The organism is Leisingera sp. XS_AS12 (assembly GCF_041224635.1).
GTDB lineage: Bacteria > Pseudomonadota > Alphaproteobacteria > Rhodobacterales > Rhodobacteraceae > Leisingera.
On sequence record NZ_JBGFGM010000111.1, the window covers coordinates 162,153 to 181,443 of the forward strand.

Consider the following 19,291-nt stretch of genomic DNA (forward strand, 5'->3'; position numbering starts at 1 on the left):
AAAGGACAGATCATGAGCCCCAACAACCCCATCCCCGCGCCGGAGATCATTCACCCGATCCAGCTGCGCCGGCAGAAGCTCGCTGACGACTTCGGCCACATCATGTTTGGCCTGCCCGGTCCCGCGGTCAAGAAGGCGGAAGATGCAGCGATGCCTCTCGCCCAGGAGCTTTTGCCGGATGTCAGCCCAGATTTGCAGCGAGCTCTGATCCGGATCGCAGGCCTTTACACGAAGGATGCCCGGGGGGTCACGGACTTCATGGCGACACGCTATTTCGACCTTCTCGAAACCTATGCCTACGGAATTGAGCGGGACGATACCCGGGCCGAAGGCGCATCCGCGTACTGGCTGTTCCTCGCCACCAACAATCAGCTGCGGATTCTGGACCAGGTCCACATCCCGGTCCTGTCCGAGCATCTGCTCGCCAACACCCACCAGGTTCTGGCCGCGCGCAGCTTGCTGCGCATTGGCGCCCTGGTAATGGACATCGGCAAAATCGGCAACTTTGAAAAGATCCATGAGATCGTCAAAAGGTCGAAAGCGGTTGGCAAGGTCGGCTACAACCTGCCCGACCCGGAAGCCTTCACACCGCCCATCCCGCCGGCGGCTGTGACCCAGGCATCGGAACCGCCCAGTTTGCCCGCATAAATCCTCGCCCTTTCGAGGCAAACACCTCCCCTTGTTCGGGGAGGTGTTCCAGCGGGTGCTTCGCCTGCACATCAACCCACCACGAACACGATATTGTTTTTCGCATTTCTCTTGCCGGACCGCGCGTGCTCCTGTAAACATGTTTGCGAAAAACTTTAACACCGGAGATGCGAATGTCGTTTGAAACGAAAATCCAAGAAACCGAGGCTATGGTTCGGGAATCCCAGACCCTCGTCACCCGTGTCAGCGGCCAAATCGCTGAGGCCGGCAGCACCGCCGAGCTGGACATTGAGAACGCCACGCTGGAAGACGTGCATGGGCACACCGATGTGATGAACGCGAATATCGCTGATCTGATCATGGGCCTCGATGATGTGACCCAGAAATTCCAGGGCGACTTCGATGCCATGCGCTCCAAGACCATGGGGGAGAAGCTGGTCGGCTTTTTCGCCCGCGGCAAATCCGAGTCCATGCGTGCCGAACGCATCCGGGAAGCCTCGATCGACGACAAGCTGGAAGACCTCATCAGCAAGTCCAACACCATCGTCGGTCTGCTGGACAATCAGCTGAACGTGCTTCAGGATCAGAAAGACAAGGTGGAAGTCCAGCTGACGTCGACCCTGCAGCAGCGTGAAGCCGCGGTCTCAGAACTGGAAAGCACGCGCCAGCAGATCGCGGCGATGGACCCGGCCATCATCGAGCTGGAGAACAAGATCTCCGTCGAGACCGATGCGGCGGCGCGGACCCAGCTGGAAACCGAGTTGGCAAGCCAGAACAAGGCCTACAATGAGCTGGTCCAGCTGGAACAGGTGAAGCTCGCGGAGAGCCAGACCCTGGAACGCTACATCGAGAAGGGCAAGACCTGGGTCGACTCCCTGCAGAACCAGATCGCGACGCAAATGGTCCTGATCAACAAGCTGAAGACCGACACCCAGCAGCGTGTGGTTCTCTATGATGCGCTGACCAAATCGCTCAAGACCGCCCAGCAGCAGGATGTGGCCCACCGCATCAACGAGATCGGCGTGAAAACCGACCAGGAGGCCCAGGCGGCCATGGCGGGTATCGGCGCGGCCACAAACCGCCATATGGCCGACATGATGGAGGCTCACGAAGACCATATGGTGTTCGCCCGCAAGGTGCTGGAAGATAAGGCCAAGGCCGATGACCGCTTCTCCCGCCGGTTCGCGGATATCGTCGCCAAACACGACGCCAACGCCTACGGCGGCCAGTAATGGCTGAAATCGACCTCACACAAGGTTTTGCAGAGCTCGGCCAGGAGGCCGAGCTCAAGCCCTACCTGCAGCGGCTGGCAGATCTGGCCAACCGTCTGCCAGGGGCGGTCGATGAGCTCGTATCCTATGAGGACCTCACCCCCCATGAAGGCAAGGTGCTGCAAAACTTTGCCATCAGCTGGGCGCGCGGCGCGGAAGCGCTCGTGATGAAATACCTCATGTCCGGCCGTGTGGCCGGAAAGTCCGGCCACCTGACTGTCGACCGGCTCGGGTCCGGCTTGCCGATCTGGCAGGAAATGGTGACGCTTTCGCAGGACAAGGAGGCGGCGGCCGAAATCCTGACCTCGATGCGCAGCCGTGAGGAGCTTAAGGCGTCCATGCTCAAAGCCATGCTGCGCGATCAGCTGTCGCCAGCACCGCAGCAATATGCCATGAGCCAGCGCATCTATCAGGAGACGCTGGCCGAAGGGGATGTCGCCCTCCCCCGCAGCCCTCTCACATTTGACCGCCTTGAGCCTTCGGACTGCGGCCGCCAGCGCTACATGGTCGGCTGGTCCGTCATTGACGTGCAATCCAACTGTCCAGTGGTCTACACGATGCTGCTCGAAGACAGCTCCGGAGGCACTGCAGATGAAAATGATGCACGTCTTTATCGGCTTCGGGCCGCACTGCACGGGCAGTCCAACCTGGAAACCGGCCTGCTCGACATGGCCATTGGGGTTGATCACGCTGTCAGCAGCCTTCACCCCAAGAAGATCCGCCGTTTCACATTCGGCCCGTTCCTGTCGCCAGCATTCTCCGCCGCGTCCGGCCCCATGATGGACCTGTTGCGGGCCGCGGCCCCGGCTTCGGAAGAAGAGTGGGCATTGCGGATCCGGATGGAGACGGTCCGCTCGCATGGGGAATTCCAAAGCGGCGGCATTCTCAGCTCGACCCGGCGCCAGGAGTTCACCCCCTCGCCGCAGCAACGGGACGGCTACCTGATGACCACGCTGGCCTTTCAGGCAATTTGCGAAAATCATTCCGATGATTTCCGCGGCGTCCGGAAATATGTGATCACCGGCAAGAACCGGATCACCGCCCACGGCTGATCCCCGCACCCCGGCAAGACATTCAAAACGAAAGCAGACTGACATGAATCAGAATGAGATGCCCCTGTCCGAGGCAGAAATCCGGTCCCACTACAGCGCCGCAACGACGGTGCTGACATCCCTCGCCCATGCCCCCCGCATTGCCAAGCCGGTTGCTGAAGCCGCGGCGGCGCCGGCGGCCGCCCGTTCGCCGGGGATCACTGCGTCGCCGCGCCGTATGCGGTCAACAACTCCCGGCCTGGCCACCCGCGCTCCGCGCGCAGCCACCGGCACTGTCCGGCTGATCGACCGCATCTCGAGCCTGGGGGACGATGAGCTGCCCGGGCCGGTTCAGGCGGCGACGGTGCGCGCGCTGCGCCGCGCGGTTGCCATTGCCTATACCGTCGGGGATGCATTTGCGCAGCGCTGCGCGCTGGCTGAGATGAAGCAGGCCAACAAGACCGGAACGCTGCCGGCAGCAAGCCGTGCGGAATTTTCCCAGCTCCTGACCGCGGAATCTTTGATCGTGCTGTCGGTCTTCGGAAATGCCGCATCCTATCTGCTGGCCTCCAACGCGGGAGAAGCGCAGGTCGAAATCGGCCCGGTTGAGGAGATCCTGACCGACAATGCGCCTCAGGCCATTCAGGGCGCCCTGTGGGAATTGGATCAGGACATCGCGGCCTTCGCGGGCGGCGATGAGACCAAGCTCGTCCCGGTCGTTCTGGCCTACTGCGAGGCGCTCATGTCGCGTGTCCGCGATCGCGCGGCAACAACTCCGCACCTGGAAGCCTTCACCGACGCGGCATGGCGCGTTGAAGCGGATGATCTACCGATTTCCGGCTTTGACCCGGCGCGCAAGGCAAAGGGCAGCCAGCTGGTCATGGCCTTCAAAAAGCCGGAAGAGGTGATCGGCAACGCCGTTGCCAAATCGCAGGCGCTGCGCCTGTCAAAGATGCTGATGGCCTACGATTTCCAGCGCAAGCTGAACCCCTTCGCCGAGCTGGGCGGGTTCATCTTCACCTTCATGGGGGATGGGAACCCGGGCACCGGTAAGACCACGCTCATTCAGATGATGGGCGGCCTGCTGAACGATTACTGCCAGAATGCCGGCTACCCGTTCCGCTATGAGAACTTCGGCATCGATCAGATCGACAGCTACCAGGGCAAGTCCGGCCAGAACGCCAAAGCCTTCATCAACAATGTGATGGATCCGGCCGTCATCGGCTTTGGAACGGTTGACGACATCGACCAGATCGCAGGCAAGCGCGGCGACAGCCAGTCCTCCGTTGGCCAGCAGGAGGTGACCGCGGTGCTGATGGAGGCATTCGCCGGTGCGAACACCATCGTGCGCGGCAACGCGACGTTTGGCATGTTCTCGAACTATCCCGAGAACGTTGATGATGCGCTGCGCCAGCGCGCTGGCGCCCGCTTCCTGATCGATGGCCCTCAGAGCCGCGAGGACTACATCGACATCCTGACCCTGCTCCTGGGCAAGAACCACGCGATCCCGGTTGGCGATCACGACCTCTTTGCCACCCAGGAGATCTCCCGGGCCGTGAAGGCTTCCTACGATCGCCATTCGCGTCCGCAGGAAGACGCCCTGGCACAGGTGTTCGATGCCGTGACAGGGCGCGTGGGCGAGCTGGACACCCTGGAGAAGATCGGCACCTATCTGAAGGCGATCCAGGAGGCCGACGGCCGTTTCACGGGCCGCGCCATCAAGAACATCACCGACGCCGTGAAAGTCCGCGCGATGGACTTTGAACTGCCGGATGAATGGATGGAGAATCCGGAGCTGTTCCTGTTCAAGGACTATGACGCCAAGAAGGCAATGATCGAGGAACTGCGTGAGCCGATCACCACCGCAATGGTGATCCAGGAGATCAACCGCTACGCCGACAGCGAATTCCGCTACGCGGGCAAGTCCGATGAGGCGGAAATCTCCAAGATGGTTCGCAACATGGGCCTGCAGAAGAAAGCAGCAGCCCGCTTCGCCTCCTGAACGCAAGGCGAGGCGCGCATTGCGCGCCTCGCCAGCCAGGTCATCTGCCGCGCCATGGAACGGCGCGAACAAGGCGGGCCGCCGGATATCCGGCGGCCCTCTCTATTGCCGATGTGAGGCCAAGCCCTGATTAGCGCCGCGCCGCCGCTCGCCCCTCATCTGTCAGCTCCAGAAACGCCGTGAAGGTGAATTGCTCTCCATCCCCAAGGTCGATCGGCTCTTCCTCGGGGATCAGAACGAGCCCCTTGCGCACCAGCCCCATCCAGACCCGGCGGCCCGGCACCGGCATGCCCCATAGGTCCAGGCCATTGCGCTCGGGAAGGTCGTCCTCACTGATGGGACGCGCGCGACCAGTGTCAGATAAGCGCAGCGCATTCAGCGCGGCCTGCTCCATCTCGCTCAGCTTCAACTCTTGCATGGTACTTCCTGACCTCCCTCCCCGGAATACCGTATATTTTTTCGCATTTCAATTGCGGCGCACCACCCCGTCTGGTATCTTTTTCGCATATCGCGCCGCTCGCCGGCCAGAACACCTTTACTCGGAGCAATCGATGATCAGACTGATCGAACGCGGCCTCATGTTCGGTAACCTGGTCCGGGTTGAAAGCCCGGTGCAAGTTGCCCGTTACAACCGCGCCCTCAAACAGCTGACCGGCTTGCAGACCGCGCTCACGGATTTTCATATCGACATTTCAGGCTACAGCCCGGAAATCGGTGACGAACTCAACGACCGCCGGTACCTGAATCACAATGGCTGCAACCGCCAGTTCATCCTGTTGACCGTCGAGCAGAAGTCGGCGCCCTTGCTGAATGCGCATTTCTCGACCAACAGGGAAATCCTGAAGCGCTTCATCGAGGCAAACGAAGCAGCTCTGACCAGCCTGACCGCCAGAGATGCCTTTGCCGGCGAAATGGAGAACTCGGTCTTCTCGATCGATACAACGGATCACCTCCTGAACCACCGGCAGGTGGTTGTGTGCGGTGATACGACCTCAAACCACATTGCGGCGGCCGATCAGCTCAAAGGAAAAATCGCCCGGTTTGAAACCGAGCGGGATGCCTGGCGTGATGATGTGCTGATCGCTGAGATCGTCGAGCTTGCCCGGCAGACAGGAGACATCACCCGGCATCCGCTATCCTTGAAGGAATGCGAGTTTGAGACGCCGGACTATTGGACATCTCACCTGGGCGGTGCATATGTTTTTGCGAGCCTGGAGGAGCCTGTGATCATCGCTTGCGACCCGGCCCGCCTGAACTGCGACCGCAGCGCGGAGGTGATCCCCTTGGAGCACCGCAACCGGCTGGCGTCTTTCCTGGAGCAGAACGGTCTCGTCGAGAACCTGTTCGCGGCGCCGCGCGAGAAAGCGATCCGGATCCTTCGCCAGAAGATGGACTTCATCCTGATCGGCATGGCGGCCGAGACCGGCCAATTCACCGGCGGCGTCTCCCGTCGTGAGATCAACGCGCTCCCGCGCATCCTGGGGGATGCCCTGCCCTGCTCGTACCGGGCGCTGCAGGACGTCATGCACTGGGCCGAACACGGCGGCAGCTGGCCTTTCATCGAGAGCACCCACCCCGCCTATTTCTACATGCTGCGCGCAGCTCCCGGCCCGAACCGGGATCTCGTCAACATGCTTCTCTCTGAACTCTGCCCGAGGGATGTCCAGAAGATGTACATCTTCCACAAGGAGATGTTCTACGGGGCGTACCGCGGATGGGCTGATGCGAAAAAGGAGTTTGTCTCTGACTTTTTGGCGCGGTCCTACGCCATGAACAAGTCCGGGGTCCGAGAAGAACTCTTCGGCCCCGGGAGCCAAGAAGCCATCAGCAGCGAGGCCGCACAATGATTGCCCTGCTTATTGCCCTGGTAGTCGCCTACGGGGTTCGCACGCTCATGCACTATGATCTCGAGGAGCGGATCTATCTTGGCTGGAAGTTCCGGGAAGAACTGGGCTTTCCTGCCAAACTGAGCTTCGAGGAATTTACCGACCATCACACCAGGGCGGCGCGCCCGCAGACCTGGTTCATCTCTGGCCTTGCCGGCCTCTTTACGGCGGGCATTGTTCAATACCTGGCGGAACGGGCTGATCTGAGCCGCCGCGCTGTTTAAGAGGGAGATCCCTGTGAAGTTAATGAAGCCGCCCCGCGCATGGAGGCCAGTATGATCATCAGCCTGATCCGCCTGATCATCTTTGCCACAATCGGGATGTCCATCGCTTATCTGATGGCGCGCTACTACATCAGCTCCACTCTGCGTGAGGAGCTCGAGAGGGAGTGGCAGGAGCTGCCGATCGCTGTCCGCGGCCCATCCTGCGACCTTTGGGTCGGTATGCGCATGGCTCGCAGCGCGAATTCCATCCGGCTCCGCGCCTTCCTGATCGCCTTCGCGGTTCCGACACTGTCGGGGCTTGCCATCATTCTGACAATCAACTTCCTCTGAAAGGGTATTCTGTGAAAAAGATTCTGAAATGGGGTGCGCGTCTTGTCTTTGCAGCCGCCGCCGGCGTCTTTCTCCACTACACGCTCCCGCAGCATGACATCGTTCAGGTCGTGGGGACCGAGAACCGCCGGATCGACTTCGGCGAAAACTCCATGTTCTGGGCTTCGCCGGACTCCGGCACGGAGAAGCGCTCCAACCGGGATGTGTTCTTCATCCAGACCAAGCTGGCCAACGGGTCGACCATGGTCTACCGCAACGAAGACACCGGCTGGGACTGGCCGCCCTACTTCAAGTTCGACAGCCAGAACCTTCAAGCGGAAGCCGCGGGCGCGGTCTCGACCAACAGCGACCCGCAATACTATGCGATCACCCATTACGGCTGGCGGATCAAATGGTTTTCCATCTTCCCCAACGCTGTAGCCCTGAAGCCCGTTGCCGGTCCGGATGCCTATGTCGTGCCATGGGTGAGCGTTGCAATCCTAGCCATGCTGGCCGCCGCCTGCCTGGGCATGCTGGCCGTTGTGCGCCGCTTCAAACGCCGTTTCATTCAGCCCAAACTGGATGAGGCGCGGGAGTTTGCCGAGGACGGCATCGAGGGATTGAGCGCAGCAGGCGATGCAGTGGCCGGACAAGCCCGCAAAAGCCTGTTCTCCTTCACGCGTTGGATCGACACATTTAAAGGCAAGCCGCGTCTCTGACCCAAGGCGCACAATCCAATCGGAAAGCCGGGCCCTTGCGGCCCGGCTTCAGTTTGCGCAGGCGCGCAATACCGCATCTAGCTCAGCAGTTGCATCGCGGATCAGTTCGGTCGGGTCACGGCCGTCCCACGGTCGCTGATTTGCTGCGGCGAGACGTTCCGACAGGGCCGCAAGCCGGTATCCGGATCCTTCTTGGCATGGTGCCTCTGCCGCTGACGCTTCTGTAGCGTCGACAATCACTTCCACGATCGAATCCACGTGTCCGACTATGGTCTCGCTGACATCGGAACAACGCACTTCCCCGACAAAATTTCCGACGACCGCGCTGGCAGATATGCCCCCGCCCTCACGCGAGAACCTGATGAAATTTGGCCCCGACATCATCGTCAGATCGCGCCCCGCAACCGCTGCCGAATATTCGGAATGTGGTGGGAGAGCCCAAACATCCCCTTCCTCGCCGAATTGAAAGCCGTAGACGATTATGTCATCGTCGAAAGCGCAAGCCATATACGTCCTCAATTTCAATGAAGCGATATCAGGCTTTGGCGCCTCGGCGCCAGCAGGCACACTTGCGAATGATGCTGCTAGCGCGAGCCAGGACAAGGCTCTAAGGCGTTTATGAAATGGCACGCGGTCCTCCTGAGGCGCTGGGAATACTGGGTTCCAGATGACCCGCGACGCTGTGCCCTGTCAACTTCCGGTGGCACTAGGGGAAGAAAGAGCCGCCCTGCACATCCTAACGCGTCCAGAGTGGTGGGACCTGAACTGGGCTGCCAATGTTCGCAGGTGTTTTTTGAGCGATCCGAGAAATCGGCCACCAGGCCGATTGCATATGAAGACTGGAGCTTGGGCTCCAGTTTGCGAGAAATCACCATGTTGGACTTCAGCAAATCAACATCTTCCCCGTCATACAGGCGAGGCAGACGTTAAAGAGCGCGGACAGTGCCCGCGAGCAGCCGCATCGCTTCACACAGAAATTTAGCATGTGATCCCGCAGCGGGATTGGCTATGCTCGTGGGCAGCTGACGAAGGGAACACCGCATGTGCCAAGTCTTTGCCGGACAGGACCCGGCCCGCTACGCCTCGACCACGCGGAGGCTCCGGCTGAATGGGCTGAGTACCAGCATCCGGCTGGAGAATGCTTTCTGGGAGATCCTCGACCAGATCGCCGAAGCAGATGGGGTATCGACCCCCGCCTTCATCTCCAAACTGCATTCCGAGGTGCTGGAAACCCGCGGCGAGCCGGAAAATTTCACCTCACTCCTGCGCACCGCCTGCCTGGCTTTCACGGCGCAGCCGCATGCGCGGGCACATCAGGACCATGGTATGCACCTGGCCGCCGAATAACGCCTCCAGGGCTGCCAGACCCTGTGTATTCCGTTTTATATCAGCGCGCTAAGCTCAAAATACCGCTGTAGTAAGCCGTTACTACCCGCAGGGCGCGGAGACCCGCCATCCTGAATTGGTAAGAAATTAGAACCGATTCAGGAGGCCCCCTTGGCCAAAGCGATCCACAGCATGATCCGCGTCCTCGACGAGACGCGCTCGACCGATTTCTACCGCCGCGCCTTCGGGCTGGAGGTGGCGGAGCGGCTCGACTTTTCCGAGTTCACGCTGGTCTACCTCAGCAATGCGGAAACCGGCTTCGAGCTGGAGCTGACCGTGAACAAGGGCCGCACCGAGCCCTATGACCTCGGCGACGGCTACGGCCATCTGGCGGTGTCGGTGAGCGATCTGGACGCCGAGCACGCCCGGTTTGAAGCCGAAGGCTTTGCGCCGCGCAAGCTGGTCGAGTTCGCCCCCGACGGCAAGTTGGTCGGCCGCTTTTTCTTCGTCGCCGACCCAGACGGCTACCAGATCGAAGTGCTGGAGCGCTCCGGCCGCTTCCAGTGACGCTTGCCCGGCCTCCGCTGCGGCGGGCGCCGGGCATTATTCTACCGGTCCATAGGGAGGAGACCATGACCAAGCCAGACCCGCGGGGCTTGACCCGCCGCCAGCTGTTGAGCCGCGCCAGCGCCGCAGGCGCCGCCTTTGTTGCCGGTGCCGGCTTCATCGCCGCGCCCGATGCCGCCTGGGCCTATCAGACAGCCCATATCGAACCCGCCGCCTTTGCCACGCTTGTGCAAATGGCGCGCGACATCTACCCGCACGACCGCATCGCGGACGAACACTACGTGACCGCCGTGAAGGGCTATGACACCCTCGAGGCGGCGCCCGCAATCATGGCGGGGATCGCCGCGCTGGATGCCGCTGCCCGCGGCAAGGGCTTTGCCTCCTACCTCGCCACCGGCTGGGAACGTGACCGCGCGGATATCCTGCGCGGCATGGAAGACAGCGCCTTCTTCCAGCAGATCCGGGGCGGGCTGGTCACCGGGCTCTACAACCAGAAAGCGGTTTGGCCCCTTTTCGGCTACGAGGGCGAGAGCTTCTCTAAGGGTGGCTACCTCGAACGCGGCTTCGACGACATCAACTGGCTCTGAGGCCGAGGGAGGATTGGCACCATGACGGCACCTTTTGACAAGAACGACGACAGCGTCGTTGTCATCATCGGCACCGGCGCAGGCGGCGGCGTGCTGGCAAACGAACTGGCCCAGAAGGGCATCAGCGTGGTCGCGCTGGAAGCGGGCGGGCGCTATCTGCCCGAGGATTACATCAACGACGAATGGGAAAGCTTCGGCCAGCTGGCCTGGACCGATCCCCGCACCACCTCGGGCGACTGGCGGGTGGCGAAGGACTTCAGCGGCCTGCCCGCCTGGATCGTGAAGGCAGTGGGCGGCACCACCACCCATTGGGCGGGCGCCTCGCTGCGCTTCCAAGAACACGAGTGGAAGGCGGCGAGCACCTATGGACGGGTGCAGGGCGCGAACCTGCTGGACTGGCCCATCGACGCGGAGGAAATGGCCCCTTGGTACGCCAAGGCCGAGGAAAAGCTGGGCGTTACCCGAACCGGCAACCGCCCAGGCCTGCCCGGCAACAACAACTTCAAGGTGTTCGAGGCCGGCGCCCGCGCATTGGGGTACGAGAAGGTCCACACCGGCCGCATGGCGATCCAGACCCGCGAGGACGGCGACCGCATCCCTTGCCAGCAGACCGGCTTCTGTTTCCAGGGCTGCAAATGGGGCGCTAAATGGTCTTCGGCGTATACCGATATCCCCGAGGGCGAGGCCACCGGCAACCTGGAGGTACGGGCGCACGCACACGCCGCGCGCATCTTGCATGACGCCAGCGGCCGGGTCACGGGCGTCGAGTATTTCGACAAGGACGGCAACCTGCAAATGCAGAAGGCGCGGATCGTCTGCGTTGCGGGCAACTCCTTCGAAAGCCCGCGGCTGCTGCTGAACTCCGCGTCTTCGATGTTCCCGGACGGGCTGGCGAACTCCTCGGGCCAGGTCGGGCGCAACTACATGCGGCATGTGACCGGCTCGGTCTACGCGGCCTTCGACAAACCGGTGCGGATGTGGCGCGGCACCACCATGGCGGGCATCGTCCAGGACGAGGCACGGCACGATCCCTCGCGCGGGTTTGTCGGCGGTTACGAGCTGGAGACTCTGAGCCTCGGCCTGCCCTTCATGGCGGCCTTCCTCGATCCCGGCGGCTGGGGGCGCGAGTTTACCTCGGCGCTCGACAGCTACGAAAATATGGCCGGTATGTGGATCGTGGGCGAGGACATGCCGCAGGAGACCAACCGGGTCACCCTGAACCACGATGTGACCGACCAGCACGGGCTGCCGGTTGCGAACGTGCATTTCAGCGATCATCCCAACGATATCGCGATGCGCGATCACGCCTACAGGCAGGGCATGGCGGTCTATGACGCGGTGGGCGCGACCCGCACCTTCCCGACGCCGCCCTACCCCTCGACCCATAATCTCGGCACCAACCGGATGTCGGAAAACCCGCGCGATGGGGTGGTGAACCGCTGGGGCCAGACCCATGACATCGCCAACCTCTTCGTCTCGGACGGCTCCCAGTTCACCACCGGCGCGGCGGAGAACCCGACGCTGACGATCGTGGCGCTGGCGATCCGCCAAGCCGATCATATCGCGGGCGAGCTGTCGCGCGGCAATATCTGAGGCCTTCCGCGCTTCCCGGGCGTCACGCCTGGGGCGTTAAACCCGAATGGCGCCTGCCGCAGCAGCGGCAGGCGCCATTTACCGTTCATGCCGCCGCCGATCTGGGCGGCTACTATGCAGCTCGAGCTCGCCCTCAGCGGATTGCAAACCCCTCTCCGGAGGGATCCAGACCGATGCGGATCCCATCCCCCGTACGCGCTTTCCAGATTTCGGAGACGACCAGGTTCCGGATCGGTCCCTGGACCGCAGCGCGGATCGCTTTCGCAGCTCCCTGGGCAGCCAGGACGTCCATGGCAGCCTTGTCCATGACCACGGCGAAGCCCATCTCCCGGAAGGTCGCGGCCAGCTGTGAGAACTCAGCGCTTGCCAGCGCGTGACCAAGCTCTTGCGAAGGCTGAGCCAGGCGGATGACGCGGCGCGCAGATGCAAGCAGTCCGGCATCCAGCAGGCTCCGCAGATCCTCATTCTCCTCGCGTTCACGGGCAAACCCCAGTGCCTGACGGCTACCGGCCGGATCACAGATGCAGGACATGAAGATCCAGGCCCCGCGCAGCGAGACCAGCCGCCCGTCAGCCGCCCGGAACATGCCGGTCTTGAGGACTTCAGAGACCAGCTCCTGAACGGTCTGATCTGAGCGCTCGATATTTTCGAGCATCAGAACCAGATCCCGGTGCCCGTCCCCCGCCTCGACCAGCTGACCGGTGCGGTCAGCGCCGACGGCGCCAGGCAGCCCGATCAGCTGATGCATGCTGCTGCGGTCCCGCATCTGACCCATATCGATGCGCACAAAAGGCAGCTCCATCGCGCTGGCGAAGGCCCGTGCGACCCGCGTCGGCGCGGCGGCCGCTGGCCCTGCCAGCAGCATGGAGGAGACCGGGCCGCTGACGTCCAGGTTCAGCACCGCGGCGCGGGCCTCTTCAGAGATCTCTGCGATCGCCGCTTTCTGATCCGAGAGACGATCATGGATCGAGGCTTCAAGGCGGGTGAGCCGGAAGATTTCATCCTCCGACGGCATCTTCGGCCGCCGCAGTCCGAGACGGTCCGCCGCTTCGCGCACATGCTCGATGGTCAGAAGCGCCTCCTCGGAGGCATGCCTGCCTGCGGCCTCCTCAACGGCGACCACGCAGGCCGTATCGAGGAGGTCGAACGCTTTGTCAGGGAACCTGCGCTCCGGCTGATAGAGATCGGTGATCCGGCAGATTTCCTCCACAACCCCCTCGGTATCCTCGAGATCGTGGTGGCTCAGATATGACCATGCCGCGCCGCCAAGAATCTCGATGGCCTCTTCACGGGTCGGCTCTTTGATCTGCATGGTGTCGAACCTGCGCATCAGCGCGGCGTCCTGGCGCAGTTCACGCATTTCGGCCGGTGTCGTGGCTCCGATCACGGTGATTTCGCCGCGGCCAAGCGCGGTCTTCAGCATGTTGGCGCCATCCATGCCGCGCCCATAGGTCGAGCCCGATCCGACCACCATGTGGAACTCATCCACGAACAGGATGGCTTTCTCTTCACGCAGGCGGGCGATCAGGATTTTCATGCGTTCCTCGAAGTCACCCCGGAACTTGGTGCCCGCAACAAGGTCCTGCAGCGCAAGCTCGTAAAAGGGGCGCTCTGCAAGCTTCTTGTCGGTAGCCGCCGAACGCAGCCGCAGCGCCAGTCCTTCCGCGATCGCGGTCTTGCCCACCCCGGCTTCGCCGGACAGGATGATGCTCGACTTCCGGCGGCGGCGCAGAACGGAGATGATCCGGTCGATCTCCTCGTCCCGGCCGACAACCGGATCGATGTCGCCGCGGGCCGCCTTTGTGCCCAGGTCCAGCAGACATGCATCGACATCCTTGCCGACGTCCGCCTCGCTCCGGCCGGCGCGGCGGCCGGCGGAGTTGTTGCTCTGAGGCTTTTCTGCCGCTTTCTCCGCCCGATGCTTGTTCACGAGATCCGCCAGCGGCGGATTGGCATCCTTCTCCTCGCCGAACAGCATGGCGTCGTCAAAGTCTTCGAGGCTCTTATCAAGGAGCGCCGTATCGCGCTGCTGCGCACTCTCAGCCGCCTCCGCATTCCGGGAAGCCATGTAGTCATAATCGGACTGATAAAAGTCCACATCCTCTGCATCCAGCAGCAGCGAACCGGCGCCGCAGTCCTGAAGAGCAGATTCAGCGATCATGGAGCCGAGTGCCGCACGCACCACCTTGAGGTAGAAGTCGGCCAGGGCCGTTTCCGGCTCATCCGCATCGGGGCCTTTGAAATCCTCTCCCATCAGAGCAACGAGCTTGTTCATTTCAGCCGACAGCTCGAGGCTGGGCGAAGCGGAGCTGAACTGATGGTGCTCCCGGAAAGAGCGGGCCAGAGACCCGCGGCACGCGTCGACGTCGCCGCCTGCGCTCTGGATCAAAGCCCCGAAGCCGGGCTCATCAAGAAGCTCATGCATCAGATGCTCAACGCCAAACAGCCTGAACTGAAACCGCCGCGCCAGGTCAGCCGCTGCCGAGAATATGCCCGCTTGCAAGGGGAAGCGGCGCAGATCAGGAAACCGGGGATCCGTTCCGTCAAAAGCAACGGCGCTGGAAACATCTTGCATGACAACCTCTTCCTTCAAAAACTTTTGCAATCTGGGTGCCGCCACGGAAGCAATGACGGTGTTCGCGGATATTTACCTGAGAGGCATGCGAGAATCTATAGCATAACCACCACTGGAAGAAAATTTATTTCGATTATTCGCACTTGTCAAATGTGTGAATTTGTAAATCCTAAGCACAAAAGCCATGCCGGCAGCCGAAGCCGCACTCCGGCTTGGCAGAACGGTCATCCGGAGGGCTACGCGCCTCACCGCAAAGGTTCAACGCATTCCATAGGCGCTTCGCCCGGATAGAACATCAAGGTAAGGATCCAGAGCTTCTCCGATGCTCTGGGGATCGGCGCCAATATCGCGCAGCGCGCTCAAGAGCGCCTCACCCGCGTCGTCGCCCATCTCATCCGGGTCCAGGTCATCTGCATCAAAGATATGTGTTGCTCCGCCGCGGGAGCGATCAGCCAATGCGTCAGCAATAGCCATTTCCGGCAGCAGAACCGGCCAGCCGGTTTCAGAGTGCCCCATGGGGCAGCACCAGTTCAGCAGCATATCGAAATGCTCCGGCCCCCGGCAGCGGATGCGCGTCCCTGTCAGCACCGCCGTTGTCCGCCCACGGACCAGGATCTCCGGCATTCGCTGAATTTGGGTTGTCCATCCGGCATCCGCAACAGCAGATGAGCCGCCGACGATGAAATCGCACCCAAGGTGATTGCGCATGGAGTGTGTGCTCAGAAGCTGCATCCCGCGGACTCTCCTGCATCCCCTGGCGCTGACTCAAGCGCCATTTCTGAAACCATGCCCTGACCGATCGCAAACTCAGCTTCGAAATCGCTGAACAATTGCCGCAGTCGGCCGGTCTTTTCCAGCTCAGCCATCTCGGCTTCACTGAACCACCGCGCCATATTCTCGCGGTACCCCTCGAAGTCAACAAGCCCCTCCGTCACCAGGTCCCGCGCAAGCCCCTGGTGGATCTCTTGAGCCGTGCGGCCGTAGATCCCCATCGTCGCGCTGAGCGCATCTTCGCGGTCATCGTCCGGGCTGACCAGCGGATGGAGGAAGCCCAGATCGTGAATATCGCGATGCTTCAATGCCGGCCGCTGCGCCATTGCAACGATTTTGTCTGCCCAGATCGAGCGCGGAGTTGCGGCAAGCAGCTCGCTGCGGGAAACGGTGCCGCCCATCTCCGGCCGCCTGACTTCTGCAGAATATGCAGCAATGCGTTCTGGCGGGCAGATGTAAAATTCGACTTTCACTTTCACTGCACCAAGGTAGCCCGGATGCTCCCAGCGGATCTGCAGACGATCGACATCCCCCATTTTCGGCTGCGGGTTCGTCATCTTGCTGGTCAGCGAGACGCTTGAGCCAGGCATGATCAGAGAAGAACGCAGCTGCAGGGCAGCCTCGATATTCGCAGACCTTGACATGAGATTTCGCACAGTTTCCGGCGCCCCCATGAAGTCCAGGTCTTCCGACCACCTGGGAGATCCATGGATGATCGAAAGAGATGTTCCCCCATGGAAAACGAGATTGGCGCCCAGCTCGTCAGTCTTCATGTAGTGGCCGATTTCCTCCAGCGCCCGCAACTGCAACTCCTTGGAGATGCGGATTTTCATGTCGCTAGTCAGAGGCTTCCGGTTCAGCCTGATCATCTTGTCGACCACTTTGCTCGTCCTTTTTCTGTTTTTCCTCGCCTCTCCGGGCGATACCTGCCTACCGGCCAACCGGCGGCATTATTGAATGGCGCTGCGCCGCGCCACATCACATGCCGGGGCCTTCAGCGCCCTCCTCAAGGTCAGCCATACGGTCACTGAATACGAAGATGTGGTCCGTCAGCGCAGCGAAATCCACATCCTCCTCCTGGAGGTCCAGCATTGCCAGCACGCGCTCTCGCGCATTGATGACCGGATCATCCGTCCGGTCTTCATACTTGCGCCCCGGCCGCAGATTGTCTCCGGTCACGCCCGCATCCCGCATGATCTCGGCGATTGCATCGTTGAGGTTCTCTGCGATCTCCAGCTCACCCGCCTGGCGAAGCTGTTCAGCTGAGGTTCCGAAGGCGGGAAGGATCTTGTGAACGATATCATCAACCCGCTCATCAAATTGTCTTTTCGCATGACTGCTCATTTTCAGGGCTCCATTTCCGAATTGCTGTTCAAACCTGCGGAGGGATGCACAAAGGCGATCGCCTCCTCCACCGCATCGCGGCTGTCTTCCTCCACCCAGTAGATCTCCCCCGGCTCACCGTCATTTACAGCCGAAAAGGCGTAATCCGTGTCCTCATCGTAGCCCCAGCTCTGGATCTGCAGATCCGGAAACCGCTTGGCCAGCGCTTCGATGAATGCATGCGGAGAGGCGTTGACGGTGTCGAAGCGGACGGTAAAGCCGCCCTCTTCGGTGATCAGAAAAAGGGCGTCCTCAGCGTGCGCACGGGTCCCCCAATGCGTCTCACGCCAGGCGGCCGGGTTGGAGTATCCGGTGGCATCAACGCTTCTGGCGAGAGCCTCGCCCGCCTCAAGAATGCCGGGGTGGTCCTGTTCCGCTTTGCGGCGGGCCTCATCATATGGCAGTCCGCTATAACCGTGGCGCTCCAGCACGCTGATCCTTGTCCGGGAGAACTCCGGCGGCATCAGATGCTCGAACGGATCCTCATGAGAGGTCAGGGCAATGTAGTCGACATCGCTTGAAGAGAGCGCCAGGGCAAGATCGCTCAGCCCCAGGAGCCGCTGAGGGACAGCTGCCGTGATATCCAAAAGCGGGACAACCCCCGCAAAGGTCAACGGGCACCAGGCTCCGTATCCCGGCTCCCCTGCCCGAACCATCTTCAGCGCCTCATCAGCGGAGCGCCCGGTCAGGATGCTGGCGAGCCGCCCGAGATCCCCTTCGGAAATGGCCCCGCTGGATGCCGAAAGAGAAATGCGATTTGTAACCAGGTTTCCCATTTTCAGAACTCGGCCCCGGCAGGCCCGAAATCTTTCTGCCGAACCGTTGCAGGGAATTCCTCCCGCAGGCGCCGGGCCAGGCTGTCAATCTGGTCTGAGCAATCCAGAGAGCGCGCATGGCGCAGAATGGTCCGATGCAGCTCTCCGGCGTCCTGCCCCTCATCGATCTCGATGTCTTCCGCAAGATCAGCCAGCTCCAGCCGAGGCAGGCCAACGGATGCGCCCGGAATGCTCTCCAGTTCGTGCTGCAGGGCACGTACCACATTGGGATTTCCCGCATCGCAAATCTTGCGGGCCAGGACGGATGCAAGATCGATCCGGTCTGCAGGAGGCAGCGCCAGAATGGCTTCAGCTTCGCCAAGCTCCATTTCCCAAGAACCGCGAAGGGGAAGCTGGTATCCGGTCCGGGTCCGCTCATCCTGGATGTCAAAGGTTGAAACCGCCTCCAGGGGCGCCCTGGCCGTCACCATCATCAAGAGCCCCTCACCATTGAGGGTGCGCCCGCTTTCCACCCGAAAGCCCTCCAACCGGCGGCTGGCCAGCGCAGCCTCTGCAGCACGCGCCTCACCGGGAAGGTCAAAGATCATGAAACTGGGCCGTCCAGCGCCTTCGAGATCACCTCGCAAATCAGCGATATTGCCCCCATGCACCAGCAGCTGCTCAGCGCCAGGCTCCAGCGAATACCCTGCCGGAAGGCCCTGGGCCTCGTTGCCCGGTTTGAGCCAAAGGGGGATCATGTCTGCTGTTCGTGTCAATGCGGTCACCTGCGCTCTCCTGCTTTCTGATAGCCTAATGTTTTTTCGCGAAAATTCACGACAATCATTGCAAGCCGCATGCGGCCTTATAAGCAGGAAGGGCTGCCAATTCCGCCCCAGTATCTCCGGATAGGATTTTCGGTGCAATACTTTTTCGCAAACGAAAAACGCCGCCCGAAAGGGCGGCGTCAGTTTGTCAGGTCCCGGAGGAATTACATGCCGCCCGGAGCCATGTCGGCTTCCGGCGCCTCAAAGGAAGCGAACTGCACCTTGGCACCCTTTTCGATGCCCGCGACGTCCGGGAAGCGCTCCTGCAGTGCGGCCGCGGCTTCGTCGGTTTCCAGCTCCCAGGCGCGGCCCAGCTTGGTGACGGTGACCTCCGTACCGCCGGCGGTCACGGTGTCGCCTTCGGCAACTGAGCCTTCGATGACCGGCACGCGGGTCTTGTCGCGCTCGATCGCAGCCGCGCGGGCTTCTTCGGCCTTCGCAGCTTTTTCTTCTTCGGTCAGCTCTTTTTTCGGAGTGCCGGCGCCTTTGGCCGCCTTCAGCTCTTCTTCGCGGGCCTTGCGGCCTTCCTTGCCGAGCGCGATGTCGCGACGCGCCGCTTCGCGGATCTTGGGCTCGACTTCTGCCAATTTGGCGGTCTCGATCTCCCACTGGGAGCCCTTCCAGATGCCGCCGGCTTCCTTGATCGCGGCCTGCGCATCACGGTAGCTGTACGGCGTGAAGACGTAGGTTTTCGAGGGATCCTTGGAGCCCGTGCTGAAGCCGATATTGTCTTCCAGTTTCTTTTTCTCGTCAGCCATAATGTCCTCCGTGGGTGGGCTGTTCAGGTTGATCGTCTGCCTACAAGGGTAGGAATCAGGCG

Annotated in this window: 21 protein-coding genes; 12 read left to right on the top strand and 9 right to left on the bottom strand. The window is 61.6% G+C overall.

Going from position 1 to position 19,291, the window contains the following annotated elements; genetic code table 11:
- The first annotated feature begins 12 nt into the window (after positions 1 to 12).
- From AB9K35_RS17465 to AB9K35_RS17480, 4 genes are all read left to right on the top strand, one after another.
- Positions 13 to 648 carry a hypothetical protein gene (locus tag AB9K35_RS17465; RefSeq protein WP_369928019.1) on the top strand — a complete coding sequence of 212 codons (636 nt, stop codon included), beginning with the start codon at positions 13 to 15 and terminating at the stop codon, positions 646 to 648.
- Between the two features lie 173 nt (positions 649 to 821).
- On the top strand, positions 822 to 1,880 hold the full coding sequence (locus AB9K35_RS17470) for a hypothetical protein (RefSeq protein ID WP_369928021.1): 1,059 nt from the start codon (positions 822 to 824) through the stop codon (positions 1,878 to 1,880).
- Complete coding sequence (locus tag AB9K35_RS17475; RefSeq protein WP_369928023.1) at positions 1,880 to 2,971, top strand: hypothetical protein; 1,092 nt, start codon at positions 1,880 to 1,882, stop codon at positions 2,969 to 2,971. The genes AB9K35_RS17470 and AB9K35_RS17475 overlap by 1 nt, the downstream gene beginning before the upstream one ends.
- Before the next feature lie 43 nt (positions 2,972 to 3,014).
- A complete protein-coding gene (locus tag AB9K35_RS17480; protein WP_369928025.1) occupies positions 3,015 to 4,952 on the top strand; it encodes an ATP-binding protein in 1,938 nt (645 codons plus the stop codon).
- Positions 4,953 to 5,082: 130 nt separating this feature from the next.
- Here the strand turns inward: AB9K35_RS17480 and AB9K35_RS17485 are convergent, their stop codons facing one another.
- A complete protein-coding gene (locus AB9K35_RS17485; RefSeq protein ID WP_369928027.1) occupies positions 5,083 to 5,370 on the bottom strand; it encodes a hypothetical protein in 288 nt (95 codons plus the stop codon).
- 133 nt (positions 5,371 to 5,503) lie between these two features.
- On the opposite strand from AB9K35_RS17485, the gene AB9K35_RS17490 reads away from it, so the two are divergent.
- Genes AB9K35_RS17490 through AB9K35_RS17505 form a run of 4 tightly spaced genes read left to right on the top strand, consistent with a single transcriptional unit; the run spans position 5,504 to position 8,090 of the window.
- On the top strand, positions 5,504 to 6,799 hold the full coding sequence (locus tag AB9K35_RS17490; RefSeq protein ID WP_369928029.1) for a DUF6638 family protein: 1,296 nt from the start codon (positions 5,504 to 5,506) through the stop codon (positions 6,797 to 6,799).
- Positions 6,796 to 7,062 carry a hypothetical protein gene (locus tag AB9K35_RS17495; RefSeq protein ID WP_369928031.1) on the top strand — a complete coding sequence of 89 codons (267 nt, stop codon included), beginning with the start codon at positions 6,796 to 6,798 and terminating at the stop codon, positions 7,060 to 7,062. Before AB9K35_RS17490 ends, AB9K35_RS17495 begins: the two co-directional genes overlap by 4 nt.
- Positions 7,063 to 7,113: 51 nt before the next feature.
- Positions 7,114 to 7,392: a hypothetical protein gene (locus AB9K35_RS17500; RefSeq protein WP_369928032.1), complete on the top strand. Its 279-nt coding sequence runs from the start codon at positions 7,114 to 7,116 to the stop codon at positions 7,390 to 7,392.
- An 11-nt stretch (positions 7,393 to 7,403) separates the two neighbouring features.
- Entirely contained in the window at positions 7,404 to 8,090 is a 687-nt protein-coding gene (locus AB9K35_RS17505) for a DUF1523 family protein (protein WP_369928034.1), read from the top strand.
- 48 nt (positions 8,091 to 8,138) lie between these two features.
- On the opposite strand, the gene AB9K35_RS17510 is transcribed toward AB9K35_RS17505, so the two are convergent.
- Positions 8,139 to 8,720, bottom strand: coding sequence for a hypothetical protein (locus AB9K35_RS17510; protein ID WP_369928036.1), 582 nt, complete (start codon positions 8,718 to 8,720; stop codon positions 8,139 to 8,141).
- 411 nt (positions 8,721 to 9,131) lie between these two features.
- Between AB9K35_RS17510 and AB9K35_RS17515 the strand changes: the two genes are divergently transcribed.
- From AB9K35_RS17515 to AB9K35_RS17530, 4 genes are all read left to right on the top strand, one after another.
- On the top strand, positions 9,132 to 9,437 hold the full coding sequence (locus AB9K35_RS17515) for a ribbon-helix-helix domain-containing protein (protein ID WP_369928037.1): 306 nt from the start codon (positions 9,132 to 9,134) through the stop codon (positions 9,435 to 9,437).
- A gap of 150 nt (positions 9,438 to 9,587) precedes the next feature.
- Positions 9,588 to 9,983: a VOC family protein gene (locus tag AB9K35_RS17520; protein WP_369928039.1), complete on the top strand. Its 396-nt coding sequence runs from the start codon at positions 9,588 to 9,590 to the stop codon at positions 9,981 to 9,983.
- Positions 9,984 to 10,048: 65 nt separating this feature from the next.
- Positions 10,049 to 10,570 carry a Twin-arginine translocation pathway signal gene (locus AB9K35_RS17525; protein ID WP_369928041.1) on the top strand — a complete coding sequence of 174 codons (522 nt, stop codon included), beginning with the start codon at positions 10,049 to 10,051 and terminating at the stop codon, positions 10,568 to 10,570.
- A 21-nt stretch (positions 10,571 to 10,591) separates the two neighbouring features.
- Positions 10,592 to 12,163, top strand: coding sequence for a GMC family oxidoreductase (locus AB9K35_RS17530; RefSeq protein ID WP_369928043.1), 1,572 nt, complete (start codon positions 10,592 to 10,594; stop codon positions 12,161 to 12,163).
- 133 nt (positions 12,164 to 12,296) lie between these two features.
- Here the strand turns inward: AB9K35_RS17530 and AB9K35_RS17535 are convergent, their stop codons facing one another.
- The 7 genes from AB9K35_RS17535 to AB9K35_RS17565 form a co-directional block, all read right to left on the bottom strand.
- Positions 12,297 to 14,738 carry an AAA family ATPase gene (locus AB9K35_RS17535; protein WP_369928044.1) on the bottom strand — a complete coding sequence of 814 codons (2,442 nt, stop codon included), beginning with the start codon at positions 14,736 to 14,738 and terminating at the stop codon, positions 12,297 to 12,299.
- Between the two features lie 258 nt (positions 14,739 to 14,996).
- Entirely contained in the window at positions 14,997 to 15,470 is a 474-nt protein-coding gene (locus AB9K35_RS17540) for a hypothetical protein (RefSeq protein ID WP_369928046.1), read from the bottom strand.
- Positions 15,458 to 16,390, bottom strand: a complete 933-nt coding sequence (locus tag AB9K35_RS17545; protein ID WP_369928048.1) for a nucleotidyl transferase AbiEii/AbiGii toxin family protein — start codon at positions 16,388 to 16,390, stop codon at positions 15,458 to 15,460. The genes AB9K35_RS17540 and AB9K35_RS17545 overlap by 13 nt, the downstream gene beginning before the upstream one ends.
- A 97-nt stretch (positions 16,391 to 16,487) precedes the next feature.
- The gene (locus AB9K35_RS17550; RefSeq protein WP_369928049.1) at positions 16,488 to 16,853 is read right to left on the bottom strand and encodes a hypothetical protein; all 366 of its coding nucleotides are present in this window, start codon (positions 16,851 to 16,853) and stop codon (positions 16,488 to 16,490) included.
- Positions 16,854 to 16,855: 2 nt separating this feature from the next.
- Entirely contained in the window at positions 16,856 to 17,668 is an 813-nt protein-coding gene (locus AB9K35_RS17555) for a hypothetical protein (RefSeq protein WP_369928050.1), read from the bottom strand.
- Positions 17,669 to 17,670: 2 nt separating this feature from the next.
- A complete protein-coding gene (locus tag AB9K35_RS17560; RefSeq protein ID WP_369928052.1) occupies positions 17,671 to 18,432 on the bottom strand; it encodes a hypothetical protein in 762 nt (253 codons plus the stop codon).
- 203 nt (positions 18,433 to 18,635) lie between these two features.
- Positions 18,636 to 19,229: a hypothetical protein gene (locus tag AB9K35_RS17565; protein WP_369928054.1), complete on the bottom strand. Its 594-nt coding sequence runs from the start codon at positions 19,227 to 19,229 to the stop codon at positions 18,636 to 18,638.
- Between the last annotated feature and the right edge of the window lie 62 nt (positions 19,230 to 19,291).

Coding starts and splice junctions, on each gene's coding strand:
- AB9K35_RS17530 (WP_369928043.1), top strand. CDS start 10,592: ATGACGGCACCTTTTGACAAGAACGACGACAGCGTCGTTGTCATCATC.
- AB9K35_RS17490 (WP_369928029.1), top strand. CDS start 5,504: ATGATCAGACTGATCGAACGCGGCCTCATGTTCGGTAACCTGGTCCGG.
- AB9K35_RS17480 (WP_369928025.1), top strand. CDS start 3,015: ATGAATCAGAATGAGATGCCCCTGTCCGAGGCAGAAATCCGGTCCCAC.
- AB9K35_RS17485 (WP_369928027.1), bottom strand. CDS start 5,370: ATGCAAGAGTTGAAGCTGAGCGAGATGGAGCAGGCCGCGCTGAATGCG.
- AB9K35_RS17495 (WP_369928031.1), top strand. CDS start 6,796: ATGATTGCCCTGCTTATTGCCCTGGTAGTCGCCTACGGGGTTCGCACG.
- AB9K35_RS17565 (WP_369928054.1), bottom strand. CDS start 19,229: ATGGCTGACGAGAAAAAGAAACTGGAAGACAATATCGGCTTCAGCACG.
- AB9K35_RS17470 (WP_369928021.1), top strand. CDS start 822: ATGTCGTTTGAAACGAAAATCCAAGAAACCGAGGCTATGGTTCGGGAA.
- AB9K35_RS17550 (WP_369928049.1), bottom strand. CDS start 16,853: ATGAGCAGTCATGCGAAAAGACAATTTGATGAGCGGGTTGATGATATC.
- AB9K35_RS17555 (WP_369928050.1), bottom strand. CDS start 17,668: ATGGGAAACCTGGTTACAAATCGCATTTCTCTTTCGGCATCCAGCGGG.
- AB9K35_RS17525 (WP_369928041.1), top strand. CDS start 10,049: ATGACCAAGCCAGACCCGCGGGGCTTGACCCGCCGCCAGCTGTTGAGC.
- AB9K35_RS17535 (WP_369928044.1), bottom strand. CDS start 14,738: ATGCAAGATGTTTCCAGCGCCGTTGCTTTTGACGGAACGGATCCCCGG.
- AB9K35_RS17465 (WP_369928019.1), top strand. CDS start 13: ATGAGCCCCAACAACCCCATCCCCGCGCCGGAGATCATTCACCCGATC.
- AB9K35_RS17540 (WP_369928046.1), bottom strand. CDS start 15,470: ATGCAGCTTCTGAGCACACACTCCATGCGCAATCACCTTGGGTGCGAT.
- AB9K35_RS17500 (WP_369928032.1), top strand. CDS start 7,114: ATGATCATCAGCCTGATCCGCCTGATCATCTTTGCCACAATCGGGATG.
- AB9K35_RS17475 (WP_369928023.1), top strand. CDS start 1,880: ATGGCTGAAATCGACCTCACACAAGGTTTTGCAGAGCTCGGCCAGGAG.
- AB9K35_RS17515 (WP_369928037.1), top strand. CDS start 9,132: ATGTGCCAAGTCTTTGCCGGACAGGACCCGGCCCGCTACGCCTCGACC.